At 70.2% G+C, this 17,101-nt stretch carries 15 protein-coding genes; 10 read left to right on the plus strand and 5 right to left on the minus strand.

All coding sequences use genetic code 11. From position 1 onward, the window contains the following. Positions 1–5: 5 nt before the first annotated feature. Entirely contained in the window at positions 6–2,603 is a 2,598-nt protein-coding gene (gene clpB, locus CVV72_RS30260; protein WP_219147127.1) for an ATP-dependent chaperone ClpB, read from the plus strand. A 470-nt stretch (positions 2,604–3,073) separates the two neighbouring features. Further along, entirely contained in the window at positions 3,074–3,784 is a 711-nt protein-coding gene (locus CVV72_RS30265) for a hypothetical protein (RefSeq protein ID WP_125679540.1), read from the plus strand. Here CVV72_RS30265 and CVV72_RS30270 read toward each other — a convergent pair whose 3' ends face one another. After that, a complete protein-coding gene (locus tag CVV72_RS30270) occupies positions 3,785–4,918 on the minus strand; it encodes a hypothetical protein (RefSeq protein WP_219147129.1) in 1,134 nt (377 codons plus the stop codon). Positions 4,919–5,038: 120 nt separating this feature from the next. Here CVV72_RS30270 and CVV72_RS30275 point away from each other — a divergent pair, with 120 nt between their 5' ends. Continuing rightward, positions 5,039–5,806 (plus strand): SDR family oxidoreductase, encoded by a 768-nt coding sequence (locus tag CVV72_RS30275; RefSeq protein WP_219147131.1) that lies wholly within the window; start codon positions 5,039–5,041, stop codon positions 5,804–5,806. 6 nt (positions 5,807–5,812) lie between these two features. On the opposite strand, the gene CVV72_RS30280 is transcribed toward CVV72_RS30275, so the two are convergent. Continuing rightward, positions 5,813–6,493 (minus strand): MgtC/SapB family protein, encoded by a 681-nt coding sequence (locus tag CVV72_RS30280; protein WP_219147133.1) that lies wholly within the window; start codon positions 6,491–6,493, stop codon positions 5,813–5,815. A 69-nt stretch (positions 6,494–6,562) separates the two neighbouring features. Between CVV72_RS30280 and CVV72_RS30285 the strand changes: the two genes are divergently transcribed. From CVV72_RS30285 to CVV72_RS30310, 6 genes are all read left to right on the plus strand, one after another. Then, positions 6,563–7,045, plus strand: coding sequence for a PepSY domain-containing protein (locus tag CVV72_RS30285; protein WP_219147135.1), 483 nt, complete (start codon positions 6,563–6,565; stop codon positions 7,043–7,045). A 71-nt stretch (positions 7,046–7,116) separates the two neighbouring features. Further along, positions 7,117–7,875 (plus strand): ABC transporter ATP-binding protein, encoded by a 759-nt coding sequence (locus CVV72_RS30290; protein WP_219147138.1) that lies wholly within the window; start codon positions 7,117–7,119, stop codon positions 7,873–7,875. Continuing rightward, positions 7,875–10,409 carry an ABC transporter permease gene (locus CVV72_RS30295; RefSeq protein ID WP_219147139.1) on the plus strand — a complete coding sequence of 845 codons (2,535 nt, stop codon included), beginning with the start codon at positions 7,875–7,877 and terminating at the stop codon, positions 10,407–10,409. The genes CVV72_RS30290 and CVV72_RS30295 overlap by 1 nt, the downstream gene beginning before the upstream one ends. Positions 10,410–10,455: 46 nt before the next feature. Continuing rightward, a complete protein-coding gene (gene pyrE, locus CVV72_RS30300) occupies positions 10,456–11,019 on the plus strand; it encodes an orotate phosphoribosyltransferase (protein WP_016338130.1) in 564 nt (187 codons plus the stop codon). 118 nt (positions 11,020–11,137) lie between these two features. After that, positions 11,138–11,530 carry a DUF2784 domain-containing protein gene (locus tag CVV72_RS30305; protein WP_016338129.1) on the plus strand — a complete coding sequence of 131 codons (393 nt, stop codon included), beginning with the start codon at positions 11,138–11,140 and terminating at the stop codon, positions 11,528–11,530. Between the two features lie 14 nt (positions 11,531–11,544). After that, the gene (locus tag CVV72_RS30310) at positions 11,545–12,210 is read left to right on the plus strand and encodes a TrmH family RNA methyltransferase (RefSeq protein WP_219147141.1); all 666 of its coding nucleotides are present in this window, start codon (positions 11,545–11,547) and stop codon (positions 12,208–12,210) included. Here CVV72_RS30310 and CVV72_RS30315 read toward each other — a convergent pair whose 3' ends face one another. After that, on the minus strand, positions 12,211–14,355 hold the full coding sequence (locus CVV72_RS30315; protein WP_219147143.1) for a molybdopterin oxidoreductase family protein: 2,145 nt from the start codon (positions 14,353–14,355) through the stop codon (positions 12,211–12,213). Between the two features lie 73 nt (positions 14,356–14,428). On the opposite strand from CVV72_RS30315, the gene CVV72_RS30320 reads away from it, so the two are divergent. After that, positions 14,429–15,451 carry a glycoside hydrolase family 76 protein gene (locus CVV72_RS30320; protein WP_219147145.1) on the plus strand — a complete coding sequence of 341 codons (1,023 nt, stop codon included), beginning with the start codon at positions 14,429–14,431 and terminating at the stop codon, positions 15,449–15,451. 71 nt (positions 15,452–15,522) lie between these two features. Here CVV72_RS30320 and CVV72_RS30325 read toward each other — a convergent pair whose 3' ends face one another. Together CVV72_RS30325 and CVV72_RS30330 are read right to left on the minus strand one after the other, a co-directional pair. After that, positions 15,523–16,056, minus strand: a complete 534-nt coding sequence (locus CVV72_RS30325; RefSeq protein ID WP_219147147.1) for a GNAT family N-acetyltransferase — start codon at positions 16,054–16,056, stop codon at positions 15,523–15,525. Positions 16,057–16,145: 89 nt separating this feature from the next. Next, the gene (locus tag CVV72_RS30330) at positions 16,146–17,015 is read right to left on the minus strand and encodes a LacI family DNA-binding transcriptional regulator (protein WP_034312391.1); all 870 of its coding nucleotides are present in this window, start codon (positions 17,013–17,015) and stop codon (positions 16,146–16,148) included. Between the last annotated feature and the right edge of the window lie 86 nt (positions 17,016–17,101).

Here is a 17,101-nt window from a genome sequence, read left to right on the forward strand (position 1 = left end):
GAGGGATGGACGCTTTCAACCCGACCACGAAGACCCAGCAGGCGATCTCGTCGGCGGCGCAGGCGGCCACGATGGCGGGAAACCCGCACGTGGCGGCCGCGCACCTGCTCGGCGCCCTGCTGGCGCAGGGTGAGGGGCTCACCGCACCGCTGCTGACCGCGGTCGGGGCCGATCCGGCGCAGGTGCACAAGGAGCTGGAGCCACTGATCGCGGCGCTGCCGTCGGCGACGGGCGCCACCGTGTCGAGCCCGCAGTTCGACACGAACGCCGTCAAAGCGCTGACGCACGCCCAGAAGCTCGCGACCGAACTGGGCGACGAGTACGTCTCGACGGAGCATCTCCTCGTCGGCCTCGCCACCGAAGGCGGGCCGGTGGCCGAACTGCTCAAGCGGCACGGTGCCACCCCGGACGCGCTGCGCGAGGCGTTCGCCAAGGTGCGCGGTTCCGCGCGGATCACCAGCGCGGATCCCGAAAGCACGTTCAAAGCGCTGGAGAAGTACGGCGTCGACCTGACCGAGCGCGCCCGCGCCGGCGAGCTGGACCCGGTGATCGGCCGCGACACCGAGATCCGCCGCGTGGTGCAGGTGCTCTCGCGGCGCACCAAGAACAACCCGGTGCTGATCGGTGAACCCGGCGTCGGCAAGACGGCCATCGTCGAAGGGCTCGCCCAGCGCATCGTCGCCGGTGACGTGCCGGAGTCGCTGCGCGGTAAGCGTGTGGTGGCGCTGGACCTCGGCTCGATGGTCGCGGGGGCCAAGTTCCGCGGCGAGTTCGAGGAGCGGCTGAAGGCCGTGCTCAAGGAGATCACCGACTCCGCGGGCGAGGTCGTCACGTTCATCGACGAGCTGCACACCATCGTCGGCGCGGGTGCGACCGGCGAGGGAGCGATGGACGCCGGCAACATGATCAAGCCGATGCTCGCCCGCGGTGAGCTGCGGATGGTCGGCGCGACGACGCTCGACGAGTACCGCCAGCACATCGAGAAGGACGCCGCGCTGGAGCGGCGCTTCCAGCAGGTGCTGGTCGGTGAACCGTCCACTGAGGACACCATCGGCATCCTGCGCGGGCTCAAGGAGCGGTACGAGGTGCACCACGGCGTGCGCATCACGGACGCCGCGCTGGTCGCCGCCGCGACCCTGTCCGACCGTTACATCACCGCCCGGTTCCTGCCGGACAAGGCGATCGACCTGGTCGACGAGGCCGCGTCGAAGCTCCGTATGGAGATCGACTCGCGGCCGGTCGAGATCGACGAGGTCGAGCGCGCCGTGCGGCGGATGGAGATCGAGGAGATGGCACTGTCCAAAGAGGACGACGCCGCCTCCAAGGACCGCCTTGCCGCGCTGCGCTCGGAACTCGCCGAGAAGCGGGAGACGCTGACGGCGCTGACCGCGCGCTGGCAGAACGAAAAAGGTTCGATCGAACGCGTCCGTGACCTCAAGGAGCAGCTGGAGCAGCTGCGCGGCGAGTCCGAACGCGCCGAACGCGACGGCGACCTCGGCAAGGCCGCCGAACTCCGCTACGGCCGGATTCCCGCGCTGGAAAAGGAATTCGAGGCCGCGATCGCGGCCAGCGAGGTCAGCCAGCAGAACGTCATGCTCAAGGAGGAAGTCAGCGCGGACGACGTCGCCGACGTGGTCAGCGCGTGGACCGGCATCCCGGCCGGACGGCTGCTGGAGGGCGAGACGGGCAAGCTGCTCCGGATGGAGGAGGAGCTCGGCAAGCGGGTCGTCGGGCAGAAGGAGGCCGTGCAGGTCGTCTCGGACGCGGTGCGCCGCACCAGGGCCGGCGTCGCCGACCCCGACCGGCCGACCGGTTCGTTCCTGTTCCTCGGCCCGACCGGTGTCGGCAAGACCGAGCTGGCGAAGGCGCTGGCGGAGTTCCTGTTCGACGACGAGCGCGCGATGCTGCGGATCGACATGAGCGAGTACGCCGAGAAGCATTCGGTGGCGCGCCTGGTCGGGGCGCCTCCGGGCTACGTCGGCTACGACCAGGGCGGCCAGCTGACCGAGTCGGTGCGCAGGCGGCCGTACTCGGTGGTGCTGCTGGACGAGGTCGAGAAGGCGCACCCGGACGTGTTCGACGTGCTCCTGCAGGTGCTCGACGACGGACGGCTCACCGACGGCCAGGGCCGCACGGTGGACTTCCGCAACACCATCCTGGTGCTGACGTCGAACCTCGGCTCGCAGGCCATCGCCGACCCGTCGCTCGACGAGCGGCAGCGCACCGACGCGGTGATGTCGGTGGTGCAGCGGCAGTTCAAACCGGAGTTCCTGAACCGGTTGGACGACATCGTGGTCTTCCACGCGCTGGGCACCGACGAACTGACGTCCATTGTGGACATCCAGATCGAGCGGCTCGCCACGCGGCTGTCGCGGCGTCGCCTGACGCTGGAAGTCACCGACGGAGCACGCGAGTGGCTCGCGCTGAACGGCTTCGACCCGATCTACGGCGCGCGGCCGCTGCGGCGGCTGGTGCAGTCGGCGATCGGCGACAAGCTGGCGAAACAGCTGCTGGCCGGTGAAATCCGGGACGGCGACACGGTGCGGGTGGACATCCCGGCCGAGGAGGCGTCGGCCGCGCTCACGGTCACCCGGGTGGACTGAGGCCTCGTGAGTGGCGAGGACGGTTAGAACCGTCCTCGCCACTCACGAGCCTTGGTGCCCGAACGAGATCCGGCGATCACGTGAGCCGGCCGTCCAATCACGTGTGCCGTCCGTCTGATCACGCGCGATCGCCAGACCGTAGGCACCTGGGTGAGACCCGGTTCCCTTGCCGGGTAAAGCAAGCGAGCCCGAGCCGCCGGTGACCCGCCCGGGACCGCTGGGTGACGATGTCGCGAAAGCCACTTTCGGGACATCAGGCGTCGCGAAAGTGGCTTTCGCGACCCGCTCGCCTGCTCTGGCGATCACCCGGGAGGACTGACCCGGCTCGTTCATGACCTTGGCGACACAGCGATTTGTCGACCTTTCGCAGCGTCTTTCGTGGTCTTTCCCGGGCGCGGCACCGAAAGGGGTGGCGCGACACGGCGCCCGGCGGTCACATCCGGTGAGGGCAGGGGGATACCCTGACCGTCGTGGGTATTCCGGCGTGGATCTGGTTCGTCATCGCCGCCGTCGCCTTGGTGGCGGGGCTGGCGCTGCTCGCGGCCGACCGGGCGAAGGAGGGCTCGCGCAATCGCGAGCGCATGCGCTGGGCCGAGCTGCGCGGCTGGCAGTTCGTCGAAGAGGACGAACGGTTGCCGCGGCAGTGGTCCAACGGCGCGATCGGGTACTTCGGCGCCCAGCTGGCGGTCAACGTCGTCGCCGGGTCCACCTTCACCTCCGACGGGCGGCGTCCCGTCTTCATCTTCGACATCGAGACCGAGGGCCAGATCCCGGCGGTCGTGGTCGCCGTGCGGTGCAACCGCGTGCACGAGGTGCCGCTGGAGATGTGGCTGTCCAGCGTGCCGTTCCAGCGCCAGGACATGCCCGAGATGCTCGGCCCGATCGGTCAGCGCTACGCCTTCGCGGACGACTCCGAGGGGGCCCGCAAGGTGATCACGCAGGATCTCGTCGACGCGGCGGACTCGCTCGGCGGCGACGTCGGCGTGGCGTGGCTGGAGAACGAGTGGGTGCTCGCGAGCGTCGCCCCGAACGCCGGGCCGTCGCGGCTCGAGCGGCTGCTGCGCGACCTCGGCGAGATCGCCGACATCGTGGACCCGTTCGACGAGGAGTACGACAACGCCTCGACCCCGGGCCGTCACTGGCAGGCCGAGGCCGCCGATGACATCGAGCCCCAGGCCTGATCAGGACTGCTTGAGTTCCAGCGGGAGTGCCCCGGCGACGAAGCCGGTGTGCGACGGCTGACCGAGCAGGGTCAGGTCGAGCGTTCCGGACTGCGTCAGGTGCCCTGCCTGAGCCGGGTCGGTGCTGGGCAGGATCCCGCGCACGGACGACGTCGAGGTGCCGCGGACGGACGCGACTTCACCGAGGCCGAGGTCGCCGCTGATCGTGTGCGCACCGGAGCCGGAGAGCCCGGCGCCGTGGTGTGCCAGATTCAGGTTCTGCCCGGTGGTGACCAGCCCGGACGACGGGCCGACGCTGCCGCCGAGAGCGTGCTCCTGGCCGTAACCCGCGCCCGAGCCGACATCGAGTGGCAGGACCCCGCTGAACCGGCCGTTGCCGTGCTGCGCCGAGGTCGAACCGACGGCGACGAGGTCGCCGACGTCGACCGCGTGTCCGGACGACCGCCCGGCCTCCAGCACTCCGCCGAGTTCCCCGGAGAAACCGCCGTCGAGCCGCATGGCCCGGTCGAGGCCGCCGCCGGCACGCTGTTCCGTCTCGTTGATGACGCCGACCCCGGGCAGCGGGCGGACGGCGTGATAGGTCCCTTCGGCGGCGCGGAGACCGCGGCTGTCCTCGGAGACGAAGGTGGGGACGCCGGTGCGCGGGTCGAGCGCGACCTCGGTCAGCCGTGCGCCGGTCCGTTCGAGTTCGGTCTCGTTCCCGGCGACGACGCTGCCGTAACGCTCGACCTTCACCGCTTCTCGCTGGCCCTGCTTGACGGCCTCGGAGGTCTTCGCCGCGGCGAGCGCGCCGATCTTGTCCGGGCGGGCTGTGACGCCGTCGCGGGTCTCGATGGTCTCGCTCACCGAGCGGCGGACGTCCGCGACGGTCTTGACGTCACCGGTGTCCTTGCTGAAGACGTTCCGTTCGGTGTTGGTCAGGAAACCGCGGAAGACGGTCGTGTCGCCTTCGCTGGTGAAGCCGACTCCGCGATCGAGGCTGCCTTCACGCTGGTGATCGAGTGGGAGCGGGATCGACGGGTCGGTCTGAGTGGCGAGCGCGGAGGCCGGGCCGGCGAGCAACAGCGCCAGCGGCGCCGCGCCGACCGCGACTTTGGGCAGGTAGCTCGGCTTGCGCCTGCTGTGCTTCCCCATGGGGCCGCACGATACTTCCCGACTCCGGCCGTTGCACGTCAAATCCCCACGGTGGGTGACCCCCACGCTTGTCCCATCCGAGTACCTTCCCGGAACCCGACCGAGGAGTAGGTTCCCGATATGACACAGACCGCCCTGATCACCGGCGCCACCGCCGGCATCGGCGCGCAGTTCGCGCGCAGGCTCGCCGACGAGGGATACGACCTCGTGCTCGTCGCCCGCGACGTCGACCGGCTGGAGGGCTTCGCCGCGGAACTGGTCGAGGCGCACGGCGTCGACGTCGTCGTCCTGCCCGCCGATCTGTCCGAAGTGGACGGACGGACCCTGGTCGAGGACCGCCTGGCCGAAGCGCCGGTGGACCTCCTGGTGAACAACGCGGGCTTCGGCCTCAACGGCGACTTCTGGACCATCCCGCCGGACGCGCTGCAGCGTCAGCTGGACGTCAACGTCACCGCCGTCCTGCGGCTGACCCGCGCGGCGCTGCCGGGGATGATCGACCGCGGCGAAGGCGCGATCATCAACGTCAGCTCGGTCGCCGGCTTCTTCAGCGGCCGCGGCTCGACGTACACCGCCAGCAAGAACTGGGTCACCTCGTTCACCGAGGGCATCGCCGCCTCGCTGCCGGCGAACATCCGCATGATGGCGCTCTGCCCCGGGTTCACCACCACGGAGTTCCACGAGCGGGCCGGTCTGGACAAGCCCGGTCCGAAGGCGTTCTGGCTCGGTGTCGAGCAGGTCGTGGACGAGGCACTGGCGGATCTGCGCCGCGGCAAGGTGCTCTCGGTGCCGAGCCTGCAGTACAAGGTGCTCGTCGCGGTCGGCGGGCTGCTGCCGAGGGCGGTGCTGCGGAAACTCGGCGGCGGTTTCGGCGGCAAGGGCCGCACTTAGCCGCGCTCAGTCGTCGTCGGCGGTCTCGATCGACCGCACGCCGTCGGCCCCGGCGAGCACGGTGGGGGCGGTGGTGGCATCGGGACCGGTGAGGTCGAGCGTCACCGTCACCTCGCCGTCGCGGTCGTCGGCGATCCGCAGGGACGTGATCGACCATCGATGGCTCGTGCACAGCGCCAGCAGGTCGCGCAGGACGCCTTGCCCGTCCACGTAACTCACGCGAAGCCTGGTCGTGCCCGTGCCGCCGGGGAGATGCCCGGCCAGCCAGGTGAAACCGAGTACCACCACGAAATGCAGGGCCGTCACCACGACCGCCAGCACCAGCAGACCGGCACCCGCCGCCATGCCGATGGCCGCGGTCTCCCAGACGGCGGCGGCCGTGGTGAGCCCGTGGATCGCGCCCTGCCTGGTGATGATCAGCCCGGCGCCGAGGAACCCGACACCGGAGACGATCTGCGCGGCGACCCGGGACGGGTCGAGTACCACCTGCCCGGTCGCGAGAATATCGCCGAAACCGTACTTGCCGACCAAAAGGATCAGTGCGGACGCCGTGCCCACGATGGTCTGTGTCCGCAGTCCGGCGCTCTTGCCCCTGAGCTGCCGTTCCAGCCCGATCGCCGCCGACAGCGCGAACGCCGTCGTCAGCTCGCCGATCTGGAGCCAGCCTTGTCCGTTCGAGACCATCACCCCACAGTGCCATCGGCGCCATCGGCCTGACGACGGTTCGAGCTCGTGCCGGGCGGGTACGCGTGGATCATGAAATCATCACGTGTTGTCATCGCGGGAGTGCTGGCGCTGGCCGCGTGTTCCACCGAACCGGCGCCCGCCCCGGCCGGACCGGGGCCGGTCGAAGCCCAGCCGGTGAAGGCGATCCAAGCGGCGGCGAGCGCCTTGCCCGACGGGCGGGTGTTCGACGTGGAGCCCGCGAACGACGGGTGGGAGATCAAGGTCGCGTCACACGGGCAGGAACACAAGGTGCGCGTGAGCCCGGACGGCGGCCAGGTCCTCGGCAAGCAGCAGACCGCCAAACCGAGCGACGACCTGGCGAAGGTCGAACAGGCGGGTGTCGACGCGGTCAAGGCGCTCCAGGCCGCGCAGCAACGCCAGCCGGGTGAGCTCGACGAGATGGAGGTCGATTACGCCGCCGACGGCACCCTCGTCTGGGAGGTCGGGCTCCGCGACGGCAAGGGTGTCGAGCACGACGTCGACGTCGATGCCAGGACCGGCGCGGTGAGGTAGGGCCCGCCCTACCCAGGAGACGCACGCTTGCCCCAGGGTGCTTCCGACCTGGGATTCCTAGTGTTTTCCCCATGAACACTGGGTGGCACGGTGACGCGGTCCGGCTCGACGGCGTCGGCAAGGAATACGGCAAGGGCGTCGTCGCTCTGGACGGGGTGACGCTGGCGTTCCCGCGCGGCGGTTTCACCGCGGTGATGGGCCCGTCGGGTTCGGGCAAGAGCACCTTCCTGCACTGCGCGGCCGGGCTGGACCGGCCGACGTCGGGGTCCGTCGTGCTCGACGGGCAAGAGCTGGCCGGGATGAGCGAGACGAAGCTGACGAAGCTGCGCCGCGACCGGGTCGGTTTCATCTTCCAGGCCTTCAACCTGCTTCCGGCGCTGACCGTCGAGCAGAACGTCACGCTCCCGCAGCAGCTCGCCGGCGCGAAGCCGGACCGGCGCCTGGTCGAGGAGATCCTCGCCCGAGTGGGGCTTTCCGGCCGCCGCAAGCACCTTCCCGGCGAACTTTCCGGCGGGCAGGCGCAGCGGGTCGCGATCGCGCGGGCGCTGGTCACCCGGCCCGCGGTGGTCTTCGCCGACGAACCGACCGGCGCGCTCGACACCCGCACCGCCGCCGAGGTCCTCGCGCTGCTGCGCGATTCCGTCCGGACGACCGGCCAGACGGTGATCATGGTGACCCACGATCCGATGGCCGCCTCCTACGCGGACCGCGTCATCTTCCTCGCCGACGGCCGGATCGCGGACGAACTGCACGCGCCGACCGCGGACGTCGTCGCCGAACGCATGACCCACCTGGGTGCCTGGGGCAGCCCGGTCAGGGCGGGTGTGTGATGCTGCGACTCGCCTTCCGGACCTTGCGCCTGCGCAAGGGCGGCTTCATCGGCACCTTCATCGCCGTCTTCTTCGGCGCGCTGATCGTCGCCTCGTGCGGCGGCCTGATGGAGACGGGGATCCGCGGCAACGCGGAACCCCAGCGCCTCGCCGCCGCGCCGATCGTCGTCATCGGCGGCCAGACCTTCGAACTTCCCAAGAAGGATCCGGCCTCCCTCGAACCCGACGACAAGCGCAAGTTCGAAGACGCGCGGCTCCCCGAACGCGTCCGGCTCGACAACGGGCTGGTCTCCCGGCTGAGGTCCGTACCCGGTGTCTCGAACGTCGTCGGCGAAGTGAGCTTCCCGCTCGCGGCGGGCGGGAAGCCCGGCCTCGGTCACGCTTGGGACTCCGCCGTCCTGACCCCGTACTCGCTGGCCGCGGGTGCCGCGCCGGCCGCGGGTGAGGTGGTCGTCGAATCCGCGTCGGGAGCGAAGCCCGGTGACCTCGTCGAGGTCGCCGCGCGCGGCAAGACCGAAACATTCCGTGTCGCGGGTGTGGCCGGTGCTCCGCATTCGATCACGCAGGCAGCCGTCTTCTTCTCCGCCGCCGATGCCGCCCGGCTCTCCGGGCACCCCGGCAAGGCCGACGTCATCGGCGTCTTCACCACGCCGGGCGCGGACGTCGAAGCGGTTCGGGCGAAGGTCGCCGAGGTCGCTACCGGGGCGAACGTCCTGACCGGTATCGACCGCGGTGTCGCGGAATTCCCCGAAGCCGATTCGAGCGGCTCCAACCTGATCGTCATCGCCGCGGTGTCCGGCGGGCTCTCGGTGATGGTCGCGATGTTCGTCGTCGCCAGCACACTGAGCCTGTCCACCCAGCAGCGTTCCCGCGAACTCGCGTTGATGCGGGCGATCGGCACGACCCCGCGCCAGCTCCGGCGCATGGTGCTCGGCGAAGCACTGGCCGTCGGCCTGCTCGCCACCGCGCTCGCCGCGGTACTCGGCCCGTTCCTGGGCGAGTGGCTGTTCGGGCAGCTTGTCGAAAACGGTGTGGTGCCCGCGGTGCTGCGGTTCTACCAGGGCTGGTTGCCCGCCGTAGTCGGCGCGGGCGCCGCGATGCTCGCGGTGTTCATCGCCGCCTTCTTCGCGGGCCGCCGCGCCGGGAAGATCCGGCCGACCGAGGCGCTCGCCGAGGCCGCGGTCACCCGACGCTGGCTGACCCCGACGCGCGTCATCGTCGCCGCGCTCTGCTTCGGCGGCGGCACCGCGCTGGCCATCGTGACCGTCGCGGTGATGACCGGCCCGATCGCGGCCAGCACCGCCGGACCCGCCGTGATCCTCTGGGCGCTCGGCGTCGCGATGATCACTCCCGGCGTCGCCAAGGTGATGACGGCGATCCTGCAGTGGCCGCTGCGGCTGCTCGGCGGGATCGACGCGCGGCTCGCCGTGCTCAACACCCGGGCGGGCATCGTCCGGGCGGCGGGCGCGGTCACCCCGATCATGCTCGCCGTCGGGATCGCGACCGCGAACATCTACCTGCAGACCACCCAGCAGGAGCTGGCGAACCAGGCGTTCACCGAAGACGTCCGCGCCGACGCCGTCATCGCCTCCGCCGCGGGCGGCCTGTCCCCGGACCTCGTCCAGCGGATCCAGGCCGTGCCCGGGGTCGCCGGAGCGTCCGAGTACGTCACCAGCAGCGTGTTCCTCGAGAACCCGTACGACTCCTCCGACGAAGGCCGTCCGGCGGTCGGCCTCACCGCTTCCGGCGCGGGCGCGACGACCGACACCAAGGTGGTCCAAGGCGATCTGAAGGCGCTGACCGGCATGACCGTCGCGCTCCCCGAGGTCTTCGCGAAGGACTTCGGCCGCGGCGTCGGCGACACCCTGGGCCTGCGGCTCGGCGATGGTGTGCCGGTCGACGTCAAGGTCGTCGCGGTGACCAGCCAGCGCCCCGGTTTCGAGAGCCTGCTGCTCCCGGCCGGTCTGCTCGCCCCGCACACCACCGCCGGGCTCGCCCCGCAGATGCTGGTCCGCGCCGCTCCGGACGTCGATCCGGCGGCGCTCACCGAACGGCTCCGCGAGGCGACGGCCGGGCTGCCGGTCTCCGTCGGCGACCGCGCGGCACTCGTCGCGGCGCACGACAAGGACCAGGCGGTCGGCGCGTGGGTGAACTACCTGCTGGTCGGGATGATCATCGCCTACACGGTGATTTCGGTCGCGAACACGCTCGTGATGGCGACCGTCCGGCGGCGCCGCGAGTTCGGTCTCCAGCGGCTCACCGGCTCGACCAGGGCGCAGGTGCTGCGGATGGCCGGTTTCGAGGGCGGGCTCGTCGCGCTGGTCGGAATCGTGCTCGGCACCATCGTCGCGGCGGGCTCGATCGTCCCGTTCTGCCTGGTGGCGGCCGATTCCCTGCTGCCGATGGGCTCCCCGCTGATCTACCTGACCATCATCGGGCTCGCCGCGGCGCTCGCGCTGGCGGCGACCCTGGTCCCGGCCTGGGCGGCGACGCGCGGCCAAGCCGTCGACGCGGCGACGGCGGGCAATGACTAGAGCTACCGTCGAAGGACCCGGCTGGCCGTGTGTAAGACTCTCGGCCGTGGCGTACCCCGGTGTTGATCAAGCGGCGAAACTCGAACTGGCGAGACTGGTCGGCGAACTCGCCGTCGTGCACGGCAAGGTGACCTTGTCCTCGGGCAAGGAGGCCGACTACTACATCGACCTCCGGCGGGCGACGCTCCATCACGCGGCCGCCCCGCTCATCGGGAAGCTGCTCCGCCAGCTCACGCACGACTGGGACTACGTCGCCGCGGGCGGCCTGACCCTCGGCGCGGACCCGGTGGCGCTGGCGATGCTGCACTCCGCGGCGACCGACGGCGTCGTGCTCGACGCGTTCGTCGTCCGGAAGGCCGTCAAGGAACACGGCATGCAGCGCCGGATCGAAGGCGTCGAGGTGCTGGGGCAGCGCGTGCTGGCCGTCGAGGACACCTCGACCACCGGCGGCAGCGTGCTCACCGCCGTCGAGGCGCTGCGCGAGGCCGGCGCGAACGTGGTCGGCGTCGCGACCGTCGTCGACAGGGACACCGGAGCGCGCGAGGCCATCGAGAAGGAAGGCCTCGAATACCGTTACATTCTGAACAAGGATGATCTCGGTCTGTCCTGAGTAAAGCGTCCCGAACGGGGCATCCTCCGTGCGAACGGAGGATGCCCCGTTTTTTCGTGAGCGTTTCTCAATCGGAGAGGGGTAACGTCCCTGGTAGGGGTGTGAAAGGGGGCTTGAGGTGGCGGGTTTCCTGGCGAACGTGACAGTCGCGGTGCACATTTTCGCGCTGTTGTTCATCGGATTCGGTGGTTTTCTCGCGTGGCGGTGGCCGAAGGTGATCTTCGTGCATGTGTTCTTCGCCGCATGGGGTGTCCTCGTCAACGTCTTCCCGTGGCCCTGCCCGCTGACGGCGGCGGAGAACTACTTCCGGCACCAGCAGGGCCTCGGCGACCTGCCCGGCGGTTTCAACGCGTACTACCTGTACGACACCGTGTTCCCGCGCTCGTCGCTGCCGGTCGTCGTGGTGATCGCGATGGCGACGGTGATCATCTCCTACATCGGCGCGTACCAGCGCTGGCGTCACCGTCACCACGACGGGGACGCACCGGCGCACCGCGTCAGCATGGGCTGAGTGACAATCCTCGGGTGAACTCGGAAGAAGCCGGTCCCACCGAATGGGTGGCGAAGGAAGAGGTCGGCGTCGGTCCGTGGGAGGGCGAGTGGCCTTCGGACGAGCGCTACGACCCCGAACTCCTGGCCAACGGCGACCGCCGCAACGTCGTCGACCCGTACCGGTACTGGCGGCGCGAGGCCATCGTGTCCGATGTGGACAGCCGTCGGCATCCGTTCCACGTGGCGATCGAAAACTTCCAGCACGACCACAACATCGGCACCGTGGTCCGGACGGCGAACGCGTTCGCCGCGGCCGCGGTGCACATCGTCGGGCGGCGGCGCTGGAATCGGCGCGGCGCCATGGTGACCGACCGTTACCAGCACCTTCTCCACCATGAGGACGTCGACGGGCTGCTGACCTTCGCCGCGACGGAAGGGCTCGCCGTGGTCGCCGTCGACAACACTCCCGGCTCGCAGCCCGTCGAGACGGCCGAGCTGCCGCGCGAGTGTGTCCTGCTGTTCGGCCAGGAAGGGCCGGGTCTGTCGGCCGAGGCACAGAAGACGGCCGCGCTGGTCGTCTCGATCGCGCAGTTCGGCACGACCCGCTCGATCAACGCCGGCGTGGCCGCCGGGATCGTCATGCACGCCTGGATCCGGCAGCACGCCGACCTGTCCCAAGCCTGGTCCGCAAGTAGGTGACTAATTGCGGGAGACGGGGGTCACCTCGACCGGGATGCCGTTCAGCACGGCGTTCCCGGACGGGACGTCGAGCAGGGTCTCATCGGCGACCAGATTCGAGTTGACCCCGGCGTGCGCGGCCGCGACCCGTGTCCGCGTTCCTTCGAGGTCGTGACCCCAGCCGTGCGGCATGCTCACCACGCCGGGCCGGACGTCGGCCGTGACCTCCACCGGCGCTTCGAGCTTCCCCGCCCTCGACGTCACCGCCGCGAGCCCGCCGTCGGCCAGCCCGAGGCGGGCGGCGTCGTCCGGGTGCACCTGGACGGTGCACCGGTTCCCGCCGCGCACCAGCGGCGTCAGGTTGTGCATCCACGAGTTGTTCGAGCTCAGATGCCGCCGTCCGATCAGCAGCAGCCCGCCGTCCGGGGCCTTGTCCAGTTCCGCGCGCAGACGGGGGACGTCCTTCGTGATCGCGTCCGGCGCCAGTTCGACCTTCCCGCTCGCGGTGGCGAGCGCCTCCGGCAGCCGCGGTTTCAGCGCGCCGAGGTCGATGCCGTGCGGGGCGGCTTCGAGATCGGCCAGGCTCAGCCCGTACGGTCCGCCGCGCAGCATCAGGTCGATCATCCGCGCCGGTCCCGTGCGGCCTTCGGCGAGCGACAGGTCGACGCCGGTGCGCCGCGCCGTTTCGCCCGCGACCATCGTGTCGAAGGCGGCGACGTCGACGTCCGGACCCTGGCCGGCGGCGATCCCCGCCATCCGCAGCAGGGTCACCCATTCCTGCGGCAGGTCGGTTTCCAGCGGCTGTGGTGTCCAGTTCGCGACGTTGCGCACGGCGAGCGCGTACAGCGCGACGTCGTAGTGCGGCCGCTCCAGCGGTGACGGCCCGGGCAGGATGACGTCTGCGTGCCGCGTGGTCTCGTTGAGGTACACGTCCAGCGAAACCATGAAGTCCAGCTGCCGCAACGCTTCCGTGAGCCGCGCTGAGTTCGGCGTGCTCAGCGCCGGGTTGCCGCTGATGGTCACCAGCGCCCGCACCTGGCCTTCGCCGGGCGTCTCGATCTCGTCCGCGAGCGTGGCCACGGGCAGCTCGCCGAGCACCTCGGGATACCCGCGCACCCGGCTCGTCCAGCGGCCGCTGGTGAACGGCGCGGACCGGCGCGGCCGCCAGAGGGCGGGCAGCGGGAACATCACGCCGCCTTCGCGGTCGAGGTTGCCGGTGAGCGTGTTGACGACGTCGACCAGCCAGCTCGCGATGGTGCCGAACGACTGCGTCGTCGTCCCCATCCGGCCGTACACCGCGGCGCGCCCGGCGTCCGCGAGTTCGAGCGCGATACGGCGGATCTCGGCGGCGTCGATCCCGGTCGCGGGCGCGACCGCCTCCGGGGTGAACGGCTCCGCGAGCACGCGAACCTCGTCGACACCGGAGACGTGCTCTCCCGGAGTGACCCGGTTCTCCGCGAACAGGACGTTGACCAGCGCGAACAGGAACAACGCGTCGGTGCCCGGCCGGATCGCGTGGTGCTCGTCGGCGAGCTGAGCGGTCCGGGTGCGGCGCGGATCGAGGACGACGACCTTGCCGCCACGCTGCTGGATCCCGCGCAGCTTCCCTCGGGCGTCCGGGGCGGTCATCAGGCTTCCGTTGGACACCAACGGGTTCGCGCCCAGGATGAGCAGGTGCTCGGTGCGGTCGAGGTCGGCGACGGGAATGGTCTGCGGGTCGCCGAAGAGGTAGCCGGAGGAGAAGTGCTTCGGCATCTGGTCGACCGTGGTCGCGGTGTAGAAGTTCCTGGTGCCCAAGGCTTTGAAGAACACGCGGCCGTAGAGCACGAGTGCCGCGTTGTGCACCGTCGGGTTGCCGGAGTAGACGGCGACGGCGTTCTTGCCGTGCTCGTCGATGATCGGCCGGAGCCGCCGGTCGATTTCGGCGAAGGCCTCGTCCCAGGTGACCTCGACGAACTCGCCGTCGCGTTTCACCAGCGGCGCGGTGAGCCTGTCCGGGTCATGGTGCAGCGCGCCGAGCGAAGCGCCCTTCGGGCAGATGTAGCCCTGCGAGAAGACGTCCTCGTTGTCGCCTCGAACCCGGGTGACCAGGCTCTTCTCGTCGATCGTCACCTCCAGCCCGCAGGTGGCTTCGCAGAGCGGGCAGGTCACGTGCGCCGTGGTCATGAAGCACCTCGCGGGTTCGGGAGTACTCCCAACATACTGAGCGGTATGTCACCGGGCAAGGGATGATGGCGCGATGACTGCTCTCGCCGACCGGGCCGCGATCGCCGAGCGCGCGATCCGCGACCGGCATCTGCGCCGTGTGTGGGGGCTGCCCGGGACCGTGCTCGGCCGCAGCGGCTGGCCGCCGTCGGCGGGGCAGCGCGTCCACTGGCACTGGAACTACTGGTGGCAGGCCCATCTGCTGGACACCCTCGTCGACGCCCAGCTGCGGGACCCTTCACCGGATCGGTTGAAGCTGATCGACCGGTTCGTGGGGTCCGTGCGGCTGCGCAACTTCGGCAAGTGGATCAACGACTATTACGACGACATCGCCTGGCTCGGCCTCGCGCTGCAACGCGTCGGGCATCTCGGGCTGGACGTCCGGGGCGGGCTGGAGGCGATCAGTTCGCGGCTGCGCGAGGGCTGGACCGATGACGCGGGCGGTGGGATCTGGTGGCGCGCCGGCGACGATTTCAAGAACGCCCCCGCGAACGGCCCGGCCGCGATCTTCCACGCCCGCGAAGGCGCCACGCAGCACGCTCGCGGGTTGACCGACTGGATGACCGAGCGGCTCGTCGACCCGGATTCCGGACTGGTGTGGGACGGCCTGCGGGTCGGCAGCGGTGAACTGGTCAAGCATATTTTCACGTATTGCCAAGGGGTCTACCTCGGCGCCTGTCTTGAACTGTCCGAAATGGACAGAGTGGGGCGCACGATCGGGGCCGTCGCGGAACACGTCGCGCCGAACGGGGTGATCCGGGGCCAGGAAGGTGGCGACGGCGGTCTGTTCGCCGGGATCCTCGCCCGCTACCTGGCGCTCGCGGCGCCGCTGTTGCCGAGCGGGGTGGCGCGCGACCTGGTCATCCGGTCGGCTGACGCCTGCTGGTCCGGCGCCACCGAGACACCGCACGGGCCGCTCTTCAGCGCCGACTGGGCGACTCCGGCGCCTTCTCTCCCCCTCGCGGGTGACGCGCCCGAACGCGACCTGTCCGTTCAGGTGAGCGCGTGGATGCTGCTGGAAGCCGCGGCCACCCTGGACCACCGACCCCGCAATTAGTCACCTACTTGCGACACTCGATCGAGCGTCACGTTCTGGGACCGTCGCAAGTAGGTGACTAATTGCGGGGGTTACCAGACGTCACCGGAGCGCCAGTCGCAGGTGATCTCCCCGTCCAGGTCCAGAGTGACCCCGACCGGCAGCACGTGGATCGAACCGTCGTCCTCCTTCGTCGCCTCGATACCCGAAGGTGTCAAAGCCGACGAAGTACCGCGCCACAGCAGCCAGCCCCGCGACGCGTAGAACTCCAGTGCGTCTTCGGACGCCGACAGCGCTCCGAGGTCGTACGCCTTCCGCAGGACCCGCTCCAGCGCGTCCATCATCGCGGCGCCGTGCCCGCGCCGCCGGTGATCCGACCGGACGGCGACCGCCTCGACATAACCCGTACGGAGGACCCGGCCGTCGTGCACGAGCCGCCGCTGCACCAGCGACGCGTGCCCGATCAGCTCGCCGCTCTCCCACACCAGCGTGTGCATGCCGCCGAGCGCGTTCTCCCAGTCGTGGTCGCTGAAATCACCGTCGAAAGCGTCGTCCAGCAGAGCGCGTGCCGCCCTCAGCACGCCTGCTTCGAGGTCGGCGGTGTGCACGGTCCACAGGTCGGTCATTCCGCCATCTTCACCCGGCGGCGGCGTTCTGACCAGCGAGATCCGAAGCACTCTTTACCGCTGAGGTTCCGACGGCGCGCTGTTGTGACTCAGCAGCCGCACGACTGACGGTGTATGAAGCGCGGTGCGAGCCGTACGGATTCGGGTCGTCGCTCAGGGTCGGTGATCCGGGCCAGCAGGAGTTCGACGGCCTTGCGCCCGATCTCCTCGATCGGCTGCGCCATCGTGGTGACCGCCGGGGTCACCTGGCCCGCCCACTCCATGTCTCCGTAGCCGACGATCGCGAGATCCCGCCCGATCCGGATGCCGAGCCGGTGCGCCTCGTACTGGACGCCGATCATCATCGCCTCGCTCGCCACCACGAGCGCGGTCGGCGAGGGCCAGCTGTCGAGCAGTTTCGCGGTCGCGGCGGCCGCCCCGCCCGGGGTCGACTGTCCGCACGCGACCAGCTGCGACGTCCACCGGAGGCCGGACCGGCCGAGGCCGAGCCGGTAGCCCAGCGCCCGCTCCTCGTAGGTGGTCATGTCCTCTTCGCCCGAGATGAAGCCGATCTTGCGGTGCCGCAGCCCGGCGAGGTGCCGCACGAGCGCGCATACGGCCTGGATGTTCTCGGAGCCGACCTGGTCGACGTCGTTGCGGCCGGCCATCCGGTCGACGAGCACGGTCGGCACGCCCATCCGGACCAGCCCGTTGATCACCGCTTCGTCACCGGCCGCCGGGACGAGCAGGACACCGTCGACGCGGTCCGCGCGCAGCGCTCGGATGACCGCGGCTTCTTCGGCGACGCTGTCGCCGGTGTCGGCGAGGGTGATCTCGCAGCCGTGACGGCGGGCGGCGCGGCGGATGGCGCGGACGAGTTCACCCGAATACGGGTTCGCGTGCATCGCCATGGCCACCCCGAACCGGTGGGTGACAGGGGTGTCCTCCCACAGGGGTAACGCCGGGGACAGTGCGGTCATCGCTCCACGCCTTCATTCGAGCTTGAATGACGGTAACGGCTGACCGAGCGTCACTCGGCGGCGAGACCGGAAAGTCTCCCAACAAT

The sequence above is a fragment of the Amycolatopsis sp. TNS106 genome (assembly GCF_019330265.1).
In the GTDB taxonomy this organism is placed as follows: domain Bacteria; phylum Actinomycetota; class Actinomycetes; order Mycobacteriales; family Pseudonocardiaceae; genus Amycolatopsis; species Amycolatopsis lurida.

Coding starts and splice junctions, on each gene's coding strand:
- CVV72_RS30275 (WP_219147131.1), top strand. CDS start 5,039: ATGACACAGACCGCCCTGATCACCGGCGCCACCGCCGGCATCGGCGCG.
- CVV72_RS30315 (WP_219147143.1), bottom strand. CDS start 14,355: ATGACCACGGCGCACGTGACCTGCCCGCTCTGCGAAGCCACCTGCGGG.
- CVV72_RS30270 (WP_219147129.1), bottom strand. CDS start 4,918: ATGGGGAAGCACAGCAGGCGCAAGCCGAGCTACCTGCCCAAAGTCGCG.
- CVV72_RS30330 (WP_034312391.1), bottom strand. CDS start 17,015: ATGACCGCACTGTCCCCGGCGTTACCCCTGTGGGAGGACACCCCTGTC.
- CVV72_RS30295 (WP_219147139.1), top strand. CDS start 7,875: ATGCTGCGACTCGCCTTCCGGACCTTGCGCCTGCGCAAGGGCGGCTTC.
- clpB (WP_219147127.1), top strand. CDS start 6: ATGGACGCTTTCAACCCGACCACGAAGACCCAGCAGGCGATCTCGTCG.
- CVV72_RS30320 (WP_219147145.1), top strand. CDS start 14,429: ATGACTGCTCTCGCCGACCGGGCCGCGATCGCCGAGCGCGCGATCCGC.
- CVV72_RS30285 (WP_219147135.1), top strand. CDS start 6,563: ATGAAATCATCACGTGTTGTCATCGCGGGAGTGCTGGCGCTGGCCGCG.
- CVV72_RS30290 (WP_219147138.1), top strand. CDS start 7,117: ATGAACACTGGGTGGCACGGTGACGCGGTCCGGCTCGACGGCGTCGGC.
- CVV72_RS30325 (WP_219147147.1), bottom strand. CDS start 16,056: ATGACCGACCTGTGGACCGTGCACACCGCCGACCTCGAAGCAGGCGTG.